Raw genomic sequence first — 20,972 nt, 5'->3', positions numbered from 1 at the left:
GATTCATATTTATTTAGGCTCAATCGCCTGAATCTTTCCTGAGGTGAGTCTGGGCGATCGCTGAGAATACCATAGTGTTCCCAAACAACCGATCACCAACGGTGCCCATAATAGGGTTCGTTCAACAGGCTGCAATAGCCAATCAGGATTGCCCATTGCCTGACGGTGAGGCAAAACAAAGTAAACAAATGCCGATAGGCTCACCCATCGCGTGCCTAAATTGCGACTGGCGATCGCAAATGGCACCAACCAGGTGAAATACCAGGCATGGACAATTGGCGATAGCATCAACACTGCGATGAAATAGCCTTCGACAAATTGCAAAACGCTACGACTGCGCCATAGTAAGCCAAACAGCACCCCTACCAGGGGCAGCAAGTAGTAGTGATTAAATGCTTTGGATGATTGCCAGAGCAAGCCGATGAGATAGGGAATCAGTTCAGCACTGCGACCACGAGAGACAAATACTGAGTCTGTTGGAATCAGGGGACAGGATGTTACCTGGCAAAACGGCAGGGCACTGAGCAGAAATGGCAGACACCCGCAGACCATCACCCAACCTGCCCATGTCCAGCCATGCCGCCGCAGAGCGTGCCAACCTAAGACACCCAACATCGGTAAGGTCATCCACTTAATGGCAATACTGATGCCCAGAAACCCTGCACTCAGCAGATATCGCCGCTGCTGGGTGGGTTCAAACACAAGCCATGCGGCAACCAGCGGCAAGATAAACCAGCTATCGTAATGTGCCCCACCCGCAAAGGTATAGAGAATCAACGGATTCCAGGCATAAAGCAGGGTTGCTGTGTAACCAAAGCGACGGCTGAGCAACCAGCAGGTTAAGCCATCGGCGGCGATAAATGCTAGTTTGAACACCAGCACAGAAGCAGAAATGCTGGCTAGCAGCCGGAATCCTAACTGGGTGGCAGGGGGATAGATGGCAGTGACATCAGGATGGTTAATTTGTGACCACCAATCTGGACGCAGGGGGATTAATTCTGGGGCATTGGGGGCAACGTCGTACGGACTGAATCCGTGGAGTTGGATCACCCCTTCCCAGAGATAGCGCCAGATGTCGTCACCGGGATACATGGGGATCAACAGCGATCGCGTCAGTAGCGTCACTACCCAAAACCACAGGGGGGTAATCGAGCGGATATGCCAGGAGAGCAGAAAACCCAGCCCCATGCTGCCGACACCTGCCCAAAATTGAGGGGTAACTCCCTGGCGAAAATCGCCTTGCGGTGCCAGAAGAATGCAGCCGCTGATCAAACAAAAGGTGCTGAGCCAAATTGCCCAGGCAGGTGTATTGGGAGCCATCGGCAACAGAGCTTCATCCCTATCCCTGCTATCCACCTGACCACGGGTACCCCGCGTCCAGATCTGATTCCCATAGAGACGGGCAAGGGTCGTGAGAATAATGATGCCTGCCTGGATACTGCCCCACAGCGTTCCGGAGATTTTCGATCGCCCTCCTTGACGCGGATGATAATCGACAGGCAGTTCTTTAATCCGCAAGTCTAACTCAACGGCACGGACTTGCATTTCAACCGTCCAACCAAAGCCGCGATCGCGCATCTGCATGTGCTCTAACGCAGAGCGTCGGATCAGACGCAAGGGTCCTAAATCTCGATACCAGTAGCCCCACCCCAGACCAATTAAACCTGTGGCTAAGCCATTCCCAAAATTTTGAATGGGGGTGAGGGCGGCGCGGGCGCTGGGGATAGCTCGGCGATCGCCCAGTATCAAATCAAACTGGGAGCGGGCGGCTAAAAAATCAGCCAGCTGACTTAAGTCGTCGCTGCCGTCGCCATCGCAAAATAGAATCCATTCAATCTCAGCCGGAAGATTTTGCAACCCCTGCCAACACGCCTGACCATAGCCGGGATGGGGGGCGTCAATCACCTCTGCTCCAGCAGCACGGGCGATCGCCGCACTGTCATCATGGCTGCCATTATCAACCACACGGATATGAAGAAGTCCCCACGCTTGCAGGGACTCAATCACTTTACCAATCGTGATAGCTTCATTACGAACTGGAATCAGAACCAGAATGCGATCTAATTCAAAGTAGCCAACAGTCATGCGTGAGTAGTAAGAGTTGTATGAAAGGGAACTGTTAAAAATCAGCTTTTTTGAGCGATTCTGTACAGATCTTCAGCATTTTGGGTTTTGTGCCAGTTCGTCCTCCTATTCTCTCTTGTGAAGATGAGACAATCCTGAGAATTGACTAAAGATCATGAAAACTTTGTCATTCTTTTTAAGTGTGCGACGGCTCCGCCGTCGCTCGCTTAATAAAGCATCGGGTGAGCCTCCGGATTGCCGATGATTCATCGGGGACATCGACCTAAAGATCAGGATGGACGGTAGAAAGTCTACGCCTGCTAGGGGGCGCAACCCCTAATCCCCTGTCTTAGCATTAAGGCACAGCAGTCTATTCAGCTTTGTGATCAGTTTTGTGAAGAGCGATCGCCTCCAATCTACAAAATCTGACCAATCCCATAAGGCTGCTATATGATTACCGTAAGATGGCGAGGACTGACTGATGCTTGATAAACGAACATCCACCGTAATATTTTTGGGGCTGACCGTTGGATTATTACCCGCCGCCGCGATCGCCCAGACTTCCTGTAGCAACTTCTGGGTCAATCCCGATACGGGGCGAGAAGAATGTCTCGATCGCCTGGTCAGCCCTCCTGCACCTGTAGTGCCCGTTGCCCCCGCTGCCGCTACACCTTTGGAATCCGCTCCGACAGACGTTAAACCTGGAACTCCAGCAGATGCTACTCCCACATCTGTCACCCCTGTTAATCCGGTTTCTGTCGGTGAAGTAGCACCGACCCAGACTGGCACTCCCACAGGAACACCCAATACACCGACAGCAACTACCACCAATAGTCCCACGGTCACTACTACCACGACGACGACTACGCCCTCTGGGGTTAGCACTACCACGTATGGAGGCGGAGCTACCCCGACTACCCCCGCGCAAACCCCTGGCAGTGGCACGGTTGGCAGCACTGCCGAACCCACCGCAGGCAGCACTGCCCTGAGAGGACGTGTGATCGTTTCACCCGATGGAGAGCGCACCGGCATCATTCAAGATGATGGGATGATTTTGGATTCTGCGGGGAATATCACGGGTATGATTACGGATGAAGGTCTAATCATCTCACCCACCAGCGGTTCGACGGGTGCCATGGTAACGGAAGACGGTACCATTATCTTGCCGTCTGGCGAACCCGCAGGAGTCATTTCTGACGACGGGGTGCTGATGCTACCGACGACTCAGCAGATTAACGAAATTCCTGGTTCAACGCGGGGTCGGCGATCGGAGACCTTTCCCTATCAACGTTAGCCAATCAACTGACTATGGAACTGCACTCTGTTCCTCTGACGATTCCGGACGGTGCCAATATCATTCTGGGTCAAACCCATTTCATCAAAACCATTGAAGATTTGTATGAAATCATGGTGGGGACATCCCCTCAGGTGAAATTTGGTATTGCCTTTTGTGAAGCGTCTGGACCCTGCTTAATCCGCATTGCTGGAAATGATGCCACTTTACAAGAAAACGCGATCGCCAATGCTCAGGCGATCGCCGCCGGGCATAGTTTCATTGTGGTGATGAAAGAAGCCTATCCCATCAATTTTCTCAATGCCATTAAGCAATGCTCTGAGGTGTGCCACATCTACTGTGCGACTGCCAATCCAGTTGAGGTGATTGTGGCAGAAACGCAACAGGGACGAGGCATTTTGGGGGTGGTGGATGGCTTCTCACCCAAGGGTGTAGAAACGGAAGCCGATATTGTGACCCGCAAGAACTTTTTACGGCAAATCGGCTACAAGTTATAGCAATTTTTGCTCGAACAGAGTACAGGTTTAGGCTACAAAAAACGGTGTGGGTGACGCGCGTCGCGCGTCACCCACACCGTTTTTTGTAGCTGGATCACACCATACCTGGCATCTCTACCTAGAGATATAGACGTAGTTCTACAGAACGTCAGAGGTGACTTTTTTTACGTTGAGTCAAGCTAGATATAGCATTTACGCAGCAGCATGAGCAGTGAAAGGTTGGATAGACCTCGGCTCAACGATGATTCAGGGGGTATTTACCGAGCCACGATACCTTTGTCATCGGGAGTCTTTCCATGCAATATTCGATTCGCTACGCACCTCAGATCAACCGAGCAAAACCCTGGATCTTAAAAGTCTGGGAACCTGCCCCATCGGTAGACTTCGATGGCAAACGAACCGCCAATTATCTCTATCAAGCCCAATATCGCTTGAGCTCAGAGACAGAAGTCGAAGCAAAATTAGCGGAAATGGGCATCTGTTTCAAAACAAGGGCGATCGCCCTTAACTGTGGTTAAAGGCGATCGCCCGATGTCTATGCTATTAAATTGAAGTCGTTTTCAACTCATGCCGCTTGAAACTAGCGTTTTGCCAATTTCTTAGACATTTTGCGTAAGCGAATGGATTCGGGTGTTACTTCCAGAAGTTCGTCGGGTCCGATATATTCCAGGGCTCGCTCCAGGCTCATATCCACAGGGGTTTGGAGTTGCACCAATTCTTCTCCACCCGATGCACGGTGGTTGGTCAGCTGCTTGGTTTTACAGACATTCAACTCCAGATCTTGAGGTCGGTTATGTTCGCCGACAATCATGCCTCTGTAGACTCTCGTTCCCGGTTCGATAAAGAACACCCCCCGATCTTCTGCATTTTTCATGGCATAGAAGGTAGAGGTTCCTTCTTCAAAGGAAATCATTACCCCGTTGCGCCGTGCTTCCAGATCACCGGAGAGCGGACGATAGTCCAGGAAGCTATGGTTCATAATGCCTTCACCTCGAGTCAGGCGCATAAAGTCGCCCCGAAAGCCGATCAAGCCACGTGCCGGAATCACGAATTCCAACTGGGTGCGACCGTTGTTGCCCACTCGCATATCTTGCATTTCACCACGACGCTGACCGAGGCGCTCGATGCAGCTGCCTACAGCCACTTCAGGTACATCCAAAACCAGCAATTCGTAAGGTTCACAGGGCTGACCGCTGACTTCCCGGTAAATTACCTGTGGCTGCGAGACTTGAAACTCATACCCTTCCCGGCGCATGGTTTCAATCAAAATGCCCAGGTGCAGTTCACCCCGACCGGAAACCGAAAACTTATCGGGGGAATCGGTATCTTCCACCCGCAGGGCTACGTTCGTTTCTAGCTCTCGTGTCAGGCGATCGCGCAGTTGCCGTGAGGTCACAAACGAGCCTTCCTGTCCGGCAAACGGAGAGTCATTCACCGAGAAGGTCATTTGCAGGGTGGGTTCATCTACCTTAATCAGAGGCAACGCCTGAGGTTCGTTAGGGCAGGTAATCGTCTCGCCGATGTTGGCATCCGCAAAGCCGGAAACCGCCACGATATAGCCTGCCGAGGCAGACGCCATTTCTACCCGTCTCAGCCCTTCAAAGCCAAGTAGCTTGGTAATTTTGGCTTTAACAATGCTGCCATCTTCTTTGACCAGCGCCGCTTGCTGCCCCATGTTGATGGTGCCGTTGTGAATTCTGCCGATGACAATACGACCGAGATAATCTGAATAGTCCAGCGTTGTCACTTGCAGTTGGAGCGGCTTGGTCGGGTCGCCAACCGGGGGTGGCACATGTTGCAAGATCGCCTCAAACAGAGGCTTCATATCGTTATTTTCTTCTTCCAGGGTATTTTTGGCATAGCCTGCTAAGCCAGAGGCAAAGAGGTAAGGAAACTCACACTGGTCGTCGTCTGCCCCCAGTTCCAAAAACAGATCCAGCACCTTATCAATGGCACCGTAGGGATCTGCCTGAGGACGGTCAATCTTGTTAACCACAACGATGGGACGCAAGCCCTTTTCCAGCGCTTTTTTCAGCACAAAGCGGGTTTGTGGCATCGGTCCTTCGTTGGCATCGACGATCAGCAAACAGCCGTCAACCATGCCCAACACCCGTTCTACTTCACCACCGAAATCGGCGTGTCCAGGGGTGTCAACAATATTGATCAACATGCCTTGATAGCGAACGGCAGTGTTCTTGGAAAGGATGGTGATGCCGCGCTCGCGTTCTAGAGTGTTAGAGTCCATGACGCAATCTGGGATCTCTTCTCCCTCTCGGAATGTACCGGATTGCTTCAGTAAGCCATCGACAAGCGTTGTCTTACCATGATCGACGTGGGCAATGATAGCGACATTGCGAATGGGGAGAGTCATAGGAAATTCCCAGATATGGCGATGAAAAATTTGGTCTTAAGGACTTCTTAATTAAATCTTCCGCTTGGTTCGGATCAATTCCGTGTAAAGAAGCCGTAACGATCTTAACGTAATCTTCTCCTAAACGGCTTAAGGATTTTTACGAAACTGACATAATCTGTTTTAAATCGTGAATTTTCACCTGGCACCTTACAGCTGAAAGTGGCTGACAGAATGCACCGTGTTGATTTCTTGAGGATCGTAGATTTTATAGTGGTGTGCAAGTTCACTAAATCCAGAAGCGGTGTTGTGGGGCGTACTCCAATACTTTTCGGCTAGTCGCATCACCCGCCCTGAATTGAAATTCCGGGCTAATAGCTCAAGTCCCATAAAGGGACTGAAAGACTCGCTAGTTCTGGGTTGTAGTCCGTTTCAACGGACTTTAGCTATGAGCGAGGGAATTAATTCCCTTGGGGGCAGAAGCTTAACCGAGAGGTATTGGGGCGCACTCCACAACACCGGACTGGATCAACCCGCACAGCGCTCTATAAATCCCTATTCTTTTAGAGAGAGCGACGGCTTTGCCGTCGCTCTCTCCAAAAGGGTTGACCAATCTGTGAGCTTAAGGGACGGTTTCGGGGACTTGCCAAACTCGAATATTGCCGCTGGCACTGTTGGTGATCAAAATATGGGGATCTGGGGTGACGACCAGTTCGTTGACATAGGTGCTAAAGCCGTCTAACTCGTACACCGCTTTACCTGCTTTCAAATCCCAGATGCGCACTGTTCGGTCGGCGCTGCCGCTGTAGAGCGTGTGACCATCGTCGCTGAGTTGCAAGACGTTGACGGCACCTGCATGCCCTGTCAGGGTTAACTCTGGCGTGCCTGTGTTCAAATCCCAGGTTTGAATAATGCCGTCGGCACTGCCACTAATCAGAGTTTTGCCATCCAGGCTGACCACCAAGGCATTGACGGGGCTATCGTGATTGGCGATCGCCCGTTCTACTTTCCCAGTTGCCATATCCCAGATTTTAATCTCGCCATCTGAACTGCCACTGATCAACTGTTTTTCATCTCGGCTCATCACCAGGGTGTTGATGCCACTGACGTGACCCACCAGGGTTTTTAATGCCTCACCTGTTTGAAAGTCCCAAATTTTAATGCTGCCATCGGCACCCCCACTGATAATCAACTGTCCGTTATAGCTGACGATGATGGCATTGATAAAGCTGGTATGACCCGTCAGGGTGCGCAATAACGCGCCGGTTCTCAGATCCCAGACTTTAATCGTGCGATCGGCACTGCCACTGATAATCGTTTGACCATCGGGGCTGACGGTGACAATGTTGACGAAACTGGCATGTCCCGTCAGGGTGCGCAATACGGTGCCCGTGACCCAATCCCACACTTTGATACTGTTATCAGAACTGCCGCTTACCAGGGTTTGCCCACCGGGGCTGAGGGCAATAGTATTAACGTTGCCATCATGACCTGACAGAACTGTCAGTAACGTTACCTTGGCATCGGCGATCGCAGAGAACGGGTGTTGCAACCGATACGTTTGCCAAATTCCCCAACCACCAGCCGCCAGCACTAAGGCTGCCAGACCGATGACAACTGGCTTTTGCCAACCTCGCTGGGATTTGGGTTCGCCCTGGTGTACCGTTTCAGGATTGACGGTCGTCCGGTGAGCAGTACTGTTCGTCGTCAAGGGCAACCCATCGGGTGGAGCGGGATAGTGCGCCAACTCATCCGTTAAATATCTCAGCTGCTCTAAAATATCTTGCGTACTTCGGGGGCGATCGGAGGCTCGCGGGGCAATTAACGTGTCAATAAAATTGGCTAACGGGGGTGCAATATGAGGGGCATAGGCACGCCAATGAAATTCGTTATGCACAGGGTCATAGATGCTGTTATCCGTCGGTAATCTGCCCGTCATCAGATAGATAAACGTACGCCCCAATGCATAAAAGTCAGACTGGGGCACGGCTTGACCATGCTCTTGCTCTGGCGGGGTGTAGCCTGCCGAACTAATCTTGGTGACGCCGCTCGACCCCCCACTCAACTGCGCCAAATAGGTATAGGTCATTTCTCGGGCAGCCCCAAAATCGACCAATACGACCTGACCGCTCGATCGCAACATCAGATTTTCGGGTTTGATATCGCGATGAAAATAATTTTTTTGATGTACCAGATGCAACACGTCTGAGATCTGTTGCAGCCAGTTTAATGCCTGCTGTTGCCCAATCGGATGGTTGCCTTGTTGCTTCATCCACTCTCGCAGGTTCGGTCCATCGATCTTCTCCATAATGATGCAATGGATTACCCCCAACCCATCTCTGGGCAGGAACTGGAAATACCCGTGAGGTTCAATCAACGGAATGCCGGGATGGTGGAGTTGGCTTAACACCTCCGCCTCTTGTTGAAACAGTTCTACCGCTTTGTCGTTGTGGCTATGAACTTCTTTCAGTACTTTTAAAATCTTGGGGGTGCTACGCTCATAGGCTTCGTAAACTTTACCAAACCCACTCTTATCACTGAGCAGACGCAGCACTCGATAGTGGCTCTGCAATACCAAATCTGACCCACAACTTTGACAAAAAGTGCTGGTATCGTTACCCGGATGATCGGGTTCGGGACAACGTGGGTTAATGCAGAGGCTCATAGCTGACGCTTGGTAGATGTACCGTTAGACTACCCCATCTGCATCTAGGATAAATCTGTAGGGGCTTTGACGTAATAGATCTCAGACCCCACAGCGCAAAACTTATAGTGCTTTGCGCTCGACTAGAACCCAATTATTTTCCAAAAGCCATGCGGAGCGTAGCTTTTAGAAAATAATCTGGATGCCACTCGCTTGAACATCGCGATCGCCAACGTGATGGAACATCCAGACCACCTATAGCACCGGAGGTGATATGCCCCACTTATCGTTGATGCATAAACCGTTGGGTTGCCAGCGGGATTGGGTATGGCGGGGTTGGCAAATTCGCTATGCCTATGTGCGAGCCGGGATCGAGGCGGATCCCCAGACAAGCCTGCCGATCTGTTTGCTGCATGGCTTTGGCTTATCGTTGGCGCAGTGGCAAACTAATTTGCTGCCGCTGAGCCAGTTTCATACCGTCTATGCGTTGGATTTACTGGGATTTGGTGCGTCTGAGAAAGCGTCTACTCTCTACAACATTTCGATGTGGGCAGAGCAGATGTATGACTTTTGGCGGACGTTTATTAAACAGCCGATGGTGTTAATTGGTCATTCTCTGGGCGCAGTCGTGGCGCTAACCGCAGCGATCGCCCATCCAGAGATGGTTAAAAGCCTGGTCATGCTAACGTTGCCCCCTGCCCGTCAGGAACTCTTGCCCGGAGGCATCCAGACGGTTGCCCTGGCAGTCGAGCGCCTGTTTACACATCCTCTGTTGATCAAACCTATCTTTAACCTGTTTCGGCAACCTGCGGTATTGCGAACGGTGCTCCGGGCTGCCTATGCTAACCCGGAGTATGTGACGGAAGAATTGGTGTCCAGTTTTGTCACCCCAGCTTTAGATCGAGGAGCAGATGAGGTGTTTGTTCGGCTGGCAAGGGCACGCACCGACACTGATTACAGTCCTGAAATCAACGTGCTGGTTCCGCAATTGCAAAAGCCGATGTTAGTTCTGTGGGGGCAGCAAGATCGAGTTGTGCCCCTGTCTCAAGGCAAAGAGTTGCCTACTCTAAATCCTCTTCTAAAACTGGTCGAAATTCCCAATGCCGGACATTGTCTTTATGACGAATGTGCCGATCGGGTGAATCAAGAAATTTTGCAGTGGGTTGCCCAGTCTTCTGATCGCAATACTATGACCTGAGCGATGCTATCCGGTTTTACGAGGATGAAAATCACTGTAGGATCTTTAAACGTGCGATCGCCATACTCAGGATCGTGGATTAATACCGATTTAATGTGAAGCTGCGCCTTGTTCAACCCCCGGCTGTCGCCGTCCCCCTTGGCAAGGGGGACTACAGGGGGTTCTAGTTTGGCGCAATTTCATAAAAGATTGGTATAAATACGATGACTATTGCATCGTTTGTAAGGGCGAACGCCGTTCGCCCCTACGACAACTATCGTGCCGAAAGCATCCGAACCACAATATCTCCGGCTAGGCTCTTAACGAACTCCATCATCATCCAACCTTTACATCATCCTAATTTTTATGACTGCGACGGTAAATAACGCTCCTAGACTCGCTTCGCGACTCATCAATGGGGTATTGGCAATTAAGCCCCTGGCAAATCTGGCAAAAAACCGTGCCCGCAATATGATGATTCGGCGGGCAGAATCGATCGGGGTTTACTGGCGACAGGACGTCCAAAAACTGCGATCGCGCAATCGTGCCGCATCCTTTGCCCCCGAATGGGAAGAAGACCTCCAGCACATCCAAAATCCTGATCTGACCTATCCGCCCTATTACGTCTGTTCTTTCCATGCTTACGAAGAAGGCAATCTGGGCTGGGAACCGGCGATGGAAGTAGAAGTGGCAGCGCAAGCGGTGCATGCTCGCATCTGGAAAGAAGCAGGTGCAGAAGGCGATGCCTGGTTACGTCAGAGCTATCATGATGTGCTAAAGGCTCAGATTAGCCAAGTGCCTCACGATATTTTAGATATTGGCTGTAGTGTGGGCATGAGTACGTTTGCCCTGCAAGCCCTTTATCCCACCGCAAAATTGACCGGGCTTGATTTGTCTCCTTACTTTCTAGCGATCGCCCAGTATCGGTCTAAAGAGCAGGGATCAGCGGATCAGGCATTGCGTGAACCGACCCCGATTACCTGGCTCCATGCGGCTGCCGAAACCACAGGCTTACCGGATGCCTCGTTTGATCTGGTGTCTGCCCATTTACTGTTTCACGAACTGCCCTCTGAAGCGGCGATCGCCATTATCCGGGAGGCTCGACGATTACTGCGTCCGGGTGGGCATCTGGCAATTATGGACATGAACCCCAAGTCTGAAATTTTTGCCAAAATGCCACCGTACATTTTGACCTTGCTTAAAAGTACCGAACCCTATCTAGACGAATACTTTGCCCTCGATTTAGAACAGGCTATTTATGATGCTGGGTTTACCCGCCCCACCGTAACCAGCAACAGCCCCCGCCATCGAACGGCGATCGCGCAAGTGCGATAGCTATGGAGTCTGTTTGAGGGAGCGACGGCAAAGCCGTCGCTCCCTCAAACAGAGTTTGGGTTTTATTTAAACAGAATTGGATGACTCCGACACAAAATCTGTCATCCCAAAAATGAAACCCTAAGCTATCCAGTTGGATAATTTAGGGTTGCAATAACGCTTTGACCTGACGGCAAAGCAATTTTTTTAATGCGGATGGCGAGACTCGAACTCGCAAGGCAAAGCCACACGCCCCTCAAACGTGCGCGTATACCAATTCCGCCACATCCGCAAGGTAATCAATCAGGAATGAGGGTTTTACATTCCCCAGTCTTTAAGCATAAACCATAACTTCGCATCCTGGCAAAGATTTCTCAAGACAAATGGGTCGGCGCAGAGTTTTTATTTGATAGCGAGTTCCCTAACCTATCCAGATATTTATAGCGCTGTGCAGGTTGATTCAGGATGGTGTTGTGGGGCGCTCCGCGCCCCACAACACCGTTTCCGTACTTAACGAACTTGCACACCACTATAAGCAGCACGACCGGGCGAATTTATAATACAGGTAGCTGAAGAATAATCCGCTGTCCTATCAATTCCAGCAGTGCTGAATATGGGGAGAACCGGAATTAAATCACGTCGATGATTGGTTGTGTGGACGAACGACTGTTCACCCCCTGCTTGACTCACAAATCTTTGTAAGGGCAGGTTTAGCAAATTCCTGATCGGTTTGCAGTCAACGTTTCGGCAAAACCTGCCCCTACGGTGGAATGCGCCTTCTGGCACTTTTGTCAGTCCATTAGGTTCACCCCTGCAAACAATGCAATCGTCGATCTAATTTAATCCTCAATCCGCCTAGAGATTGTCAGGCTTTCGTGCTCAAAGGGCATGAACCATCAACTTTCTGGATGGACTCTGAGAATACCCCGATTTTTGCAAGAGGCTGTTATATTTGAATCCGCAGGGTATGGTTTGGATTGGTTGTTGGAGGAAAAGGTTATTAAACCTTCCTGATTCTGGCTCGCGGTTCGCATATTATTTCTGGTAAGTCTAAAATTTTGCCGCCCTGATTCTTGTCTAATCAGCCTTAATGTTATCTAATTTGGCTCCTTCCATAGCTGAAATAGAATTCCAACTGCGCCTATTGCTGCCTGCCGATCTCTATGCAGCGGTTTGGATCGATCCAACGCCCGCAAATTTGATGCATGTTTTCGAGCATCTGCGGACGTTGCAACATATTTTGATTGATTACACGCCTCGACAAGTCTCAGAAGCCCCTGCAATACCCGGAGAAATTCAGCAGACCTGGCAAGAAGGAACCTTGTTGTTTACCGATCTTGCCGGATTTACGCCGCTGTTAGAAGCAAACACCGCCCATGGCAAACATGGGGCAACGCTGTTGTTAGAGGTGCTCAATCGTTATTTTTCGGAAATGATTGAGATCATCAGCAAATCGGGAGGAGATTTGCTGGAATTTACCGGCGATGCCATGTTGGTGCAGTTTTTAGCCGATGCTCAGCGCAATGATGTGGCTCAGGCAGTGCGAGCAGGGTTGCGGATGCAACGTGCCATGATGTCTTCGCTGGCAAATGTAGAGGTTGGAAAAAAGCAGTTTACGTTGGGAATGCGGGTTGGCGTTAAAAGTGGACGGTTTTTGACCGCCGATATCGGGACGCCGATGCGCATGGCGCGGGTATTGCTGGGGAAGACAGTGCAACGGGCAAAGCAAGCCGAAGGTGCCAGTCAGGTTGGCAGAGTGTGCCTGACGGCGGCAGACGCGGCAAGTTTGAAAAATGAGTTTCGGTTTGAAGCGATCGATGATGGCTATGTGCTGGTCAAGGATGATTTTACAGCCGAGCAGTTGGGTGAATATGACATCAGGCTGAGTCGGCGGCGTCCTCCCAGTCTGATGTTATTCGATCGCAGTGTAAATGGGCTGCTGACCGAAATCAAAGAGGCGGTCGGGCGGGTAGAACGGTTAGCCAACTATATGCCCACTCCGATTTTGGAATTGCTGGTCGAAAGTGCAGCACAACGCCGAATTCCACCCAACTTTCCCGAACCGATTATTTTGTTTGCCAACTTGTCTGGGTTGCCCGAGTCGGTGGATGACGCGACCGAAGACGAGGTTCGCGAAATTGTCATCAGTTTTTCGCGGGCGTTTTCGGCGATTAATGCGGCAGCCAGTTCGCGGGGCGGCATTTTGCAGAAGGTTACTTACCAACTGGTGGGCTCCGATATTTTGATCTATTTCAGTGTGCTTAATTCTCGTACCGATGATGCTGTACGAGCAGCCGATACGGCGATCGCCATCCGCGAAATTGTCAAATGCTTACCGGCACCGCTGGTTGGGGGGCAACCTGTAGAAGTCAGTTGCCGCATTGGCTTGACCCGTGGAGCGGTGTTTGCCGCTGAGATTGGTGAGCCGAGAGGCAGACGAGAATTTAATATTTTGGGTGATCCCGTCAATACGGCAGCACGCCTGGTCAGTCATGCCGCAGATAACCAGATTGTGGTGACCGAAGAAGCTTATTGGGCGATCGCCCATCATTTTGAATGCAAATCCCTGGGTGAAGTCAACTTGAAAGGAAAGGCACTTCCCGCTGCAATTTTTGCCCTGGAAAATCGGTTAGATGAACACTCGAATGAACACTCGTTAGAGCCAGAATCCGAAGGCTAACGACTGTGCTGTTTAATAGAATCCTATTTGAGTGGCAATGCTTCGCATTGCCACTCAAAAACTAGTACACCAACTTAAACGTTTTGGAGGGGGTGGAGGGGTTAAAACCCCTCTTGGGGGCGCAGCCCCCAAACCCCCATGTTGCAAAATTTCGTGTTTGCAACACCAGGATTCTATTGATCGCTTCTCTGGTCAACGCAGACCCAGCCAGGTAAAGAAATCTTGACGGGTAAACAATTCCAAAATTAGCAGCGAAACAAAACCGATCATGGCAAAGCGACCATTGATCTGCTCAGCGTACGCCGTCCAACCAAACGCAGGTTCAGCTTGGGGCGGTGTCTCAGGTTCAACTGAGGGCAGATTGGTTGTATCTGGGGTAGAAGTCATAGTTTTTATGGGCATAACAGCTATTCGCTACTTAGATTCTGCCTCAAAAGACTGGACGCTTTCAATTAGCGATCGCACATCTGCGGCACCTTCAGAGGGTTCAAAGCGGAGAGGAAATTTCCCTTTTGCCAGCATGCGCAAACCCAACGGTGCCAGAGTACTTAAACCCTGCCAATCGCGGAAAGAGTTGCCCACTACCTTAAGACCAAATTGCCGTTCATCGATCCAGCCGCCCCGTTTGACCAGATCGATCAACACCTTGCGGTGACGCACGGAGCGATTTGCCTGATCATCCTGGCGATCTAAAATTTCATGCTTAATGTTGCCAATCTGATCCATCGGCGCAACCTCCATCGGGCAGACCTCATTGCAGTAATAGCAACGAGTACAACCCCACACCCCAGCAGTACCTCGACCATAGGTTTCGATGCGGGCTTCAGTTTGGTCATCTCTAGAATCTGCCACCATGCGATAGGCTTTCGCCAGGGCATGAGGTCCAACAAAGTCCGAGTTGACCGTGCGAGCATTGCATTCTGAATAACAGGCACCACACAAAATACAATTGCCCGTTTGATTCAGGCGATCGCGTTCTTCCGGGGTTTGCAAAAACTCCCGTTCCGGAATCTGACGCGACTTGGTGCTGACATAGGGATCCACCGCCTTGAGGTTATCCCAAAAACTTTTCATATCCACGACCAAATCTTTCACCACCGGCATATTGCCCATAGGTGCGATCGTAATTTCTGGCAGTTTATCGGCAGCGCTTGGCGTCGTGGGCTGAGCCGGTTGGATAGACTCGGCAACCTGCTGAAGTCGGTGTAGCTCACTTCCCACATTTTCTTTGCAAGCCAGTGCCGATCGCCCATTAATCCGCATTGTGCAACTGCCACAAATCGTATTACGACAATTTTTGCGAAAGGCTAACGTCCCATCCTGCTCCCACTTGATGCGATTGAGACAATCCAGAATAGTGTTACCCGGTTCTACATCCAGTTGGTACTGTTGGATGCGGGGGGCAGTATCAGTCGTTTGACGAATAATATTGAAGACAACCTGCATGGCTTAAAACGGCAATGGCGAAGGGTAATGAGTTGAAGCGGATAGGGAAATAAAGAGGGCTGCGCAGATTTGAGTACACGTATGGTTCAACGATCCCTCTTGGCGTAGATCTAAACCTGTGCCAGCCATATCCTTTCCTTTCCTCCCAGTCTAAACCGAATTGATTTAAGGGCAGTGGTTTATAGCCCAAACGTGTTGAAAGTTTGCCAACACAGCCGCTTGCGACCAATTGAGCAGAATCGGCAATCCTGTATCAGGACTTGCAGATCAAACTCGTAATGACTATGATTTATATAGCACTGTGCGGGTTGATTCAGCACGGTGTTGTGGGGCGCAGAGCGCCCCACAACACCGTTTCTGGACTGAACGACCTTGCACACCGCGATGAATCAGGATCCCAGAATCAATTGCCCTGTCTTTCTGTTTGAGCGGTGGCTCTGCCACCGCTCAAACAGAACTGGGTTTTGTTCAATCCACGATCCTAAACCTGCTATCCCCAAGCCTCTCCCCGTTGATCCATCATGGCAAGAATTCAAGCCATCCCAATGACGGCAATTCGTCGTCCACTTGTGCGCCAAACCGATCCAGAAAAAGTAACGGCTTTGATGGCATCGATTCGTCAAATAGGGCTGCAAGAGCCGATTGACGTTTTAGAAGTCGATGGACATTATTATGGATTTTCGGGTTGCCATCGCTACGAAGCCTGTTCTCGCTTAGGGCATGAAACCATTTTGTGCCGGGTTCGGCGTGCGCCCCGATCGGTTTTAAATATGCACCTGGCATAGGCACCGGAAAATCAACCCCAATTCCCTTAAAATCCTTGCCAAATTAAAACCCATAACTTTTGGGAAGAGTACGGCTCCGCCACACTCTCCCAAAAAGTTACTCACGTTAGTTTGATGAGAACCCTGACGATATGGGTGACAATGGTCGCAGTTGAACCGACTGGCAATCCTCCATGACTCAGATTTCCCCCACCGAATATCTCCATCGCTTGCGATCGCTGATGCAGTCTGCGGAAATTTCGAGTTTCAAGGCATTGAGCCGTCAGGCAGGAGTATCGCAATGGCAAGTCAACTTGCTGCGTCAGGGGCACGCCGAAAAAATGCGGGCAGAGGCTCTCTACCAACTCAGTCAAACGCTACACATCTCGATGACAGAGTTATTCAACCGCTTTTCTCATCTGCCAATGCCATCACGTCCCGATCCATCTGCTGATCCTCCTGATCCAGATGCTTTAGATCCATCCAGTCATAGTCAGGCGATCGCCCCTGTCCCCCTCAATCTGCTGAAAGAAGAATATCAACGGCTTCAACATCAACTGGCTCAACATCGAGAAACGCTTTGGCAAGAATTTCAGCACACGAGTTTGCAAGTTTTAGAATCCTGGTTGATTCAGTTTCCCACAGCGGCTCATGCGGCTCAAAATAATCCGCAAATTCCTGCCAGTCGCCTCTTACCCCTGATGCGTCCGGTCGAACAATTGCTTAAAGATTGGCATATAGAAGCGATCGCTCCGGTCGGTCTAGAATTGCCCTACGACCCGCAACAACACCAACTGATGGAAGGGTTTGCCAATCCTGGCGATCGGGTTAAAGTCAGATACACGGGCTATAAGCAGGGCGATAAGCTGCTGTATCGCGCCAAAGTTAGCCCAGTCCCACGGCAATGACCTCATATCACAGGGGAGATATAGAATCTCATAACACTTCAAAGCTTTGGAGTAGCATTATGCCTCAGGAACCTATGGAGCAACGTGATCGTGCGGAAGCCTTGATAGTACAGGGGGAGCAGCAACTTAAGCAGACAGCTCTGGATTTTGGCATGCAATTTGCTCAGGATCTTCGTCAAGACATTGAAACCTTAATTAGACAGTTGCGAGAGAGTTTAAGGCAGGGTGGGGAAATCCACATTGAACAATACTATGCTGGTCTCCGGGCAAAGTTAGACGAGCTGAATCAACGAATGCGTCAGTACAACACACTGGATCTCTGAAAGGCTCTTATGCTAACGATTGTGAGGCTTCGAGTGGACAACGGTGGTCCAGCCGTCCTCGGACAAAATTGATGCTTTTGCGAATCAAACAGTAAGTGCTAATTTTCTTGCCGAAAGGCTTCGCCAACGCTCTCTAAATCGCACAATCCGAAAATCACAAGCAGCACCGAGGCGATCGCCCAGACATTGAAAAAACTGGGATTTTTATAGTCTCTCCCTCTGAGCTAATTTCTCTCATCAGCCATTGCCGTTTTTCTCCCTTGATCCCGTTTCTCTGAAAAGATCCCCGATTCTGGTAGACTTTGAGATTGAGACTTAGTCCGCAAAATGACGCAAAATCAGCAGTTTGGAGGGTATGCGCGGTGGAAAGCACACTTGGGTTAGAAATTATTGAGGTTGTAGAACAGGCGGCGATCGCCTCGGCTCGTTGGATGGGAAAAGGCGATAAAAACACCGCTGACCTCGTAGCTGTAGAAGCAATGCGGGAGCGGATGAACAAAATCTACATGCGCGGTCGCATCGTCATTGGTGAAGGCGAGCGGGACGATGCACCCATGCTGTATATCGGCGAAGAAGTTGGGATCTGCACCCAGCCTGACGCTAAAGACTTTTGTAACCCCGATGAGTTAGTCGAAATCGACATCGCCGTTGACCCGTGCGAAGGCACCAACCTGTGTGCCTATGGTCAGCCCGGTTCTATGGCAGTATTGGCAATCTCTGAAAAAGGCGGGTTGTTTGCTGCACCTGACTTTTATATGAATAAATTGGCAGCACCTCCCGCTGCTAAAGGGAAAGTTGATATTCGCAAATCTGCTACGGAAAATTTAAAGATTTTGGCAGAGTGTTTGGATCGGGGTATTGATGAGTTGGTGGTTGTGGTAATGAAACGCGATCGCCACAATGACTTGATCAAAGAAATCCGCGATGCTGGAGCCAGAGTCAAATTGATCTCTGATGGTGACGTTTCTGCGGCGATCTCCTGCGCGTTTGCGGGAACCAACACCCACGCCCTCATGGGTATCGGTGCGGCTCCTGAAGGCGTCATCTCTGCGGCTGCCATGCGCTGTTTGGGCGGACATTTCCAGGGTCAACTGGTTTATGATCCAGCGATCGTGAAAACAGGCTTGATCGGCGAAAGCAAAGAAGCCAACATTGCCCGCTTGACTTCTATGAATATCACTGACCCCGATAAGGTCTATGACGCAGAAGAGTTAGCGTGTGGTCAAACTGTGTTGTTTGCAGCTTGCGGCATCACCTCCGGCACGTTGATGGAAGGCGTTCGTTTCTTCCACGGTGGCGCACGGACTCAAAGCCTGGTTATCTCCAGCCAATCGAAGACGGCTCGGTTTGTCGATACCATCCACATGGCTGAAAAACCCAGCTACATTCAACTGCGATAGAACCTCAGTTGCAACTCACGATTGATTGTCGGCAAGTATGCCTCCCGGTGGGGCATCTGCCTGACTACCTGTCTTAGGCATCAGACTTACATAAAGCCCAACCATTTGTTTTCGAGCAACGTTGCTGGTTTGGGGTATGAATTGGCACAGGAAACCGCCGGTTTCCTGTGCCAATTCATACCCAGACGCAGTCATACGTTTTAGGGAAGTGCAGTCTTGCCCATCTTCCTGCCGAACACTCGGACTTTATTTAATCTCTGCTCCCGATTTGAGACAGGTAGTTTTTGTTTGGGTCTGGCTTGTAATCTTTCAAATCTATGGGTGCGATGCCACTCTAGCCGGGTTAACCTCTGCCTCACACGATGGGAAGCGCTATCGATAGATGCCGCGACAGACCACCCTGCTGATGAACGTCTGGGCAAGGGGTTTACAAAAATTTATGCCTAAAAAGTTCATGGGATCAAGCTTTGCGGCTCTAGTGCGCACGTCAACTTGGTAGACTTTATCTGTAATTGCCGAGCTGAATACCCTTGATGGCTGTCCCTTTAAGTTAGGTAAAGAGAAGTGCTCTGCATCTCTCTGGCTTAACCTGAAGCCATTCCGTTCAATAGCGATTGTCCTTTGATTAATTAACATTACGAAAACTTTTGAATCTTAGTCCATTGCTGGCACCAAGATAAAAAATTTGGGAGGAATAATGAACATTGCCGTTGTTGGTCTGAGTCACAAAACAGCCCCTGTGGAGGTCAGGGAAAAGTTAAGCATTCCAACTCCGCAAGTGGAAGCGGCGATCGCTCATCTTCGAAGCTACCCCCACATTGAAGAGGTGACTATCCTTAGCACTTGCAACCGTCTAGAAATTTACATTGTGGCTAGCGAAACCGAGAATGGCGTTCGAGAAGTCATTCAATTTTTAGCAGAATATAGCAAACTACCTTTACACCAGCTGCGGCAATATCTTTTTATCTTGTTACATCAAGACGCCATTATGCATGTCATGCGGGTTGCCGCAGGGCTAGATAGTTTGGTGTTGGGTGAAGGGCAGATTTTAGCGCAGGTGAAGCATACCCATAAGCTGGGGCAGCAACACAACGGCATCGGGCGCATTCTCAATCGCTTGTTTAACCAGGCGATTACGGCGGGGAAACGGGTTCGCACAGAAACCAGCATTGGCACTGGAGCTGTCTCTATCAGTTCTGCGGCAGTTGAGTTAGCTCAAACTAAAGTAGAAACCCTGGCAAGCCGTCATATTTCGATTTTGGGTGCCGGGAAGATGGCACGCCTCTTAGTGCAGCATTTGCTGTCGAAAGGGGCAACCCGAATTACGATTGTGAATCGTTCGATTGAAGGCGCGAAAGATTTAGCCAAGCAATTTCCAGAAACCAATCTGCAACTCCATACGATGGCAGATATGGCTCAGATTTTGGCGACGTCTGACATTGCCTTTACCAGTACGTCTGCCACAGAGCCATTGATCGATCGGGCAAAATTAGAAACCATTCTAGAACCCCATCGATCGCTGATGTTGTTCGATATTTCGGTGCCCCGGAACGTCGATGCCAACGTCAATGAGTTGACCAATGTCCATGTGTTTAATGTGGATGATCTGAAAGCGGTGGTGGCACAAAACCAGGAAAGCCGCCGACAGATGGCAATGGAAGCAGAAGTGTTGCTAGAAGAAGAAGTGGAAGCGTTTGAAGTGTGGTGGCGATCGCTCGAAACCGTATCGACCATCAGCTGCTTGCGTGATAAAGCTGAAGCCATTCGTACTCAAGAATTGGAAAAAGCCCTGTCTCGCTTAGGTTCGGAGTTTGCTGAAAAGCATCAAGAAGTCATCGAAGCGCTAACACGCGGCATTGTCAACAAGATTTTACATGACCCCATGGTGCAACTGCGGGCACAGCAAGATATTGAAGCGCGTCGTCGAGCCATGGAAACCCTCTGTGTGCTGTTTAATCTCGACACCAAAGCCCAAGAGCAACTCTATAGCTAGAAACAAATCGCTAACGTATTGGGTTTGAGTGCCGCGCATGCGCGGCACTCAAATCCAATACTTACGGTTCATTCAAGCACCCTATTATTAACGTTGTTGACAGAGAGGGATGATGCCT

General features: G+C 50.3%; 18 protein-coding genes and 1 tRNA gene. 11 read left to right on the top strand and 8 right to left on the bottom strand.

Going from position 1 to position 20,972, the window contains the following annotated elements; all coding sequences use genetic code 11:
* Positions 1 to 9 precede the first annotated feature (9 nt).
* Positions 10 to 2,085, bottom strand: coding sequence for a glycosyltransferase (locus ACR6Z4_RS01940; RefSeq protein WP_479715523.1), 2,076 nt, complete (start codon positions 2,083 to 2,085; stop codon positions 10 to 12).
* Between the two features lie 460 nt (positions 2,086 to 2,545).
* On the opposite strand from ACR6Z4_RS01940, the gene ACR6Z4_RS01935 reads away from it, so the two are divergent.
* From ACR6Z4_RS01935 to ACR6Z4_RS01925, 3 genes are all read left to right on the top strand, one after another.
* Positions 2,546 to 3,358, top strand: a complete 813-nt coding sequence (locus ACR6Z4_RS01935) for a PRC-barrel domain-containing protein (protein WP_479715522.1) — start codon at positions 2,546 to 2,548, stop codon at positions 3,356 to 3,358.
* 14 nt (positions 3,359 to 3,372) lie between these two features.
* On the top strand, positions 3,373 to 3,855 hold the full coding sequence (locus tag ACR6Z4_RS01930; RefSeq protein WP_479715521.1) for an adenosine-specific kinase: 483 nt from the start codon (positions 3,373 to 3,375) through the stop codon (positions 3,853 to 3,855).
* A gap of 296 nt (positions 3,856 to 4,151) precedes the next feature.
* Complete coding sequence (locus ACR6Z4_RS01925; RefSeq protein WP_479715520.1) at positions 4,152 to 4,373, top strand: hypothetical protein; 222 nt, start codon at positions 4,152 to 4,154, stop codon at positions 4,371 to 4,373.
* A 62-nt stretch (positions 4,374 to 4,435) separates the two neighbouring features.
* Here the strand turns inward: ACR6Z4_RS01925 and typA are convergent, their stop codons facing one another.
* The 3 genes from typA to ACR6Z4_RS01910 form a co-directional block, all read right to left on the bottom strand.
* Entirely contained in the window at positions 4,436 to 6,226 is a 1,791-nt protein-coding gene (gene typA / locus ACR6Z4_RS01920; RefSeq protein ID WP_479715519.1) for a translational GTPase TypA, read from the bottom strand.
* A 189-nt stretch (positions 6,227 to 6,415) separates the two neighbouring features.
* Positions 6,416 to 6,595, bottom strand: coding sequence for a hypothetical protein (locus tag ACR6Z4_RS01915; RefSeq protein ID WP_479715518.1), 180 nt, complete (start codon positions 6,593 to 6,595; stop codon positions 6,416 to 6,418).
* 232 nt (positions 6,596 to 6,827) lie between these two features.
* Complete coding sequence (locus ACR6Z4_RS01910; protein ID WP_479715517.1) at positions 6,828 to 8,870, bottom strand: protein kinase domain-containing protein; 2,043 nt, start codon at positions 8,868 to 8,870, stop codon at positions 6,828 to 6,830.
* Between the two features lie 253 nt (positions 8,871 to 9,123).
* On the opposite strand from ACR6Z4_RS01910, the gene ACR6Z4_RS01905 reads away from it, so the two are divergent.
* Both ACR6Z4_RS01905 and ACR6Z4_RS01900 read left to right on the top strand, forming a co-directional pair.
* Positions 9,124 to 10,047 (top strand): alpha/beta fold hydrolase, encoded by a 924-nt coding sequence (locus ACR6Z4_RS01905; protein WP_479715516.1) that lies wholly within the window; start codon positions 9,124 to 9,126, stop codon positions 10,045 to 10,047.
* 345 nt (positions 10,048 to 10,392) lie between these two features.
* Positions 10,393 to 11,361 (top strand): class I SAM-dependent methyltransferase, encoded by a 969-nt coding sequence (locus tag ACR6Z4_RS01900; RefSeq protein ID WP_479715515.1) that lies wholly within the window; start codon positions 10,393 to 10,395, stop codon positions 11,359 to 11,361.
* Positions 11,362 to 11,551: 190 nt separating this feature from the next.
* Here the strand turns inward: ACR6Z4_RS01900 and ACR6Z4_RS01895 are convergent.
* Positions 11,552 to 11,632: transfer RNA gene (locus ACR6Z4_RS01895), tRNA-Leu, on the bottom strand.
* An 810-nt stretch (positions 11,633 to 12,442) separates the two neighbouring features.
* Here ACR6Z4_RS01895 and ACR6Z4_RS01890 point away from each other — a divergent pair.
* Complete coding sequence (locus tag ACR6Z4_RS01890) at positions 12,443 to 14,020, top strand: adenylate/guanylate cyclase domain-containing protein (protein ID WP_479715514.1); 1,578 nt, start codon at positions 12,443 to 12,445, stop codon at positions 14,018 to 14,020.
* 192 nt (positions 14,021 to 14,212) lie between these two features.
* Here the strand turns inward: ACR6Z4_RS01890 and ACR6Z4_RS01885 are convergent, their stop codons facing one another.
* Complete coding sequence (locus tag ACR6Z4_RS01885) at positions 14,213 to 14,407, bottom strand: chlorophyll a/b-binding protein (RefSeq protein ID WP_479715513.1); 195 nt, start codon at positions 14,405 to 14,407, stop codon at positions 14,213 to 14,215.
* Positions 14,408 to 14,434: 27 nt separating this feature from the next.
* A complete protein-coding gene (locus ACR6Z4_RS01880; RefSeq protein ID WP_479715512.1) occupies positions 14,435 to 15,466 on the bottom strand; it encodes a succinate dehydrogenase/fumarate reductase iron-sulfur subunit in 1,032 nt (343 codons plus the stop codon).
* A gap of 521 nt (positions 15,467 to 15,987) precedes the next feature.
* On the opposite strand from ACR6Z4_RS01880, the gene ACR6Z4_RS01875 reads away from it, so the two are divergent.
* The 4 genes from ACR6Z4_RS01875 (at position 15,988) to glpX (ending at position 18,861) form a co-directional block, all read left to right on the top strand.
* Positions 15,988 to 16,251: a ParB N-terminal domain-containing protein gene (locus ACR6Z4_RS01875; protein WP_479715511.1), complete on the top strand. Its 264-nt coding sequence runs from the start codon at positions 15,988 to 15,990 to the stop codon at positions 16,249 to 16,251.
* Between the two features lie 173 nt (positions 16,252 to 16,424).
* Positions 16,425 to 17,138 carry a helix-turn-helix domain-containing protein gene (locus ACR6Z4_RS01870; RefSeq protein WP_479715510.1) on the top strand — a complete coding sequence of 238 codons (714 nt, stop codon included), beginning with the start codon at positions 16,425 to 16,427 and terminating at the stop codon, positions 17,136 to 17,138.
* A gap of 59 nt (positions 17,139 to 17,197) precedes the next feature.
* Complete coding sequence (locus ACR6Z4_RS01865) at positions 17,198 to 17,461, top strand: hypothetical protein (RefSeq protein ID WP_479715509.1); 264 nt, start codon at positions 17,198 to 17,200, stop codon at positions 17,459 to 17,461.
* 362 nt (positions 17,462 to 17,823) lie between these two features.
* Positions 17,824 to 18,861, top strand: coding sequence for a class II fructose-bisphosphatase (gene glpX / locus ACR6Z4_RS01860; RefSeq protein ID WP_479715508.1), 1,038 nt, complete (start codon positions 17,824 to 17,826; stop codon positions 18,859 to 18,861).
* Positions 18,862 to 18,876: 15 nt separating this feature from the next.
* Here glpX and ACR6Z4_RS01855 read toward each other — a convergent pair whose 3' ends face one another.
* Positions 18,877 to 19,056 (bottom strand): hypothetical protein, encoded by a 180-nt coding sequence (locus tag ACR6Z4_RS01855; protein WP_479715507.1) that lies wholly within the window; start codon positions 19,054 to 19,056, stop codon positions 18,877 to 18,879.
* A gap of 502 nt (positions 19,057 to 19,558) precedes the next feature.
* On the opposite strand from ACR6Z4_RS01855, the gene ACR6Z4_RS01850 reads away from it, so the two are divergent.
* On the top strand, positions 19,559 to 20,854 hold the full coding sequence (locus tag ACR6Z4_RS01850; protein ID WP_479715506.1) for a glutamyl-tRNA reductase: 1,296 nt from the start codon (positions 19,559 to 19,561) through the stop codon (positions 20,852 to 20,854).
* Positions 20,855 to 20,972 lie beyond the last annotated feature (118 nt).

The sequence above is a fragment of the Calyptranema fuscum S582 genome, from assembly GCF_055793305.1.
The sequence above is the reverse complement of the archived record's forward strand: the minus strand, read 5'-3'. Positions and strand labels throughout refer to the sequence as shown.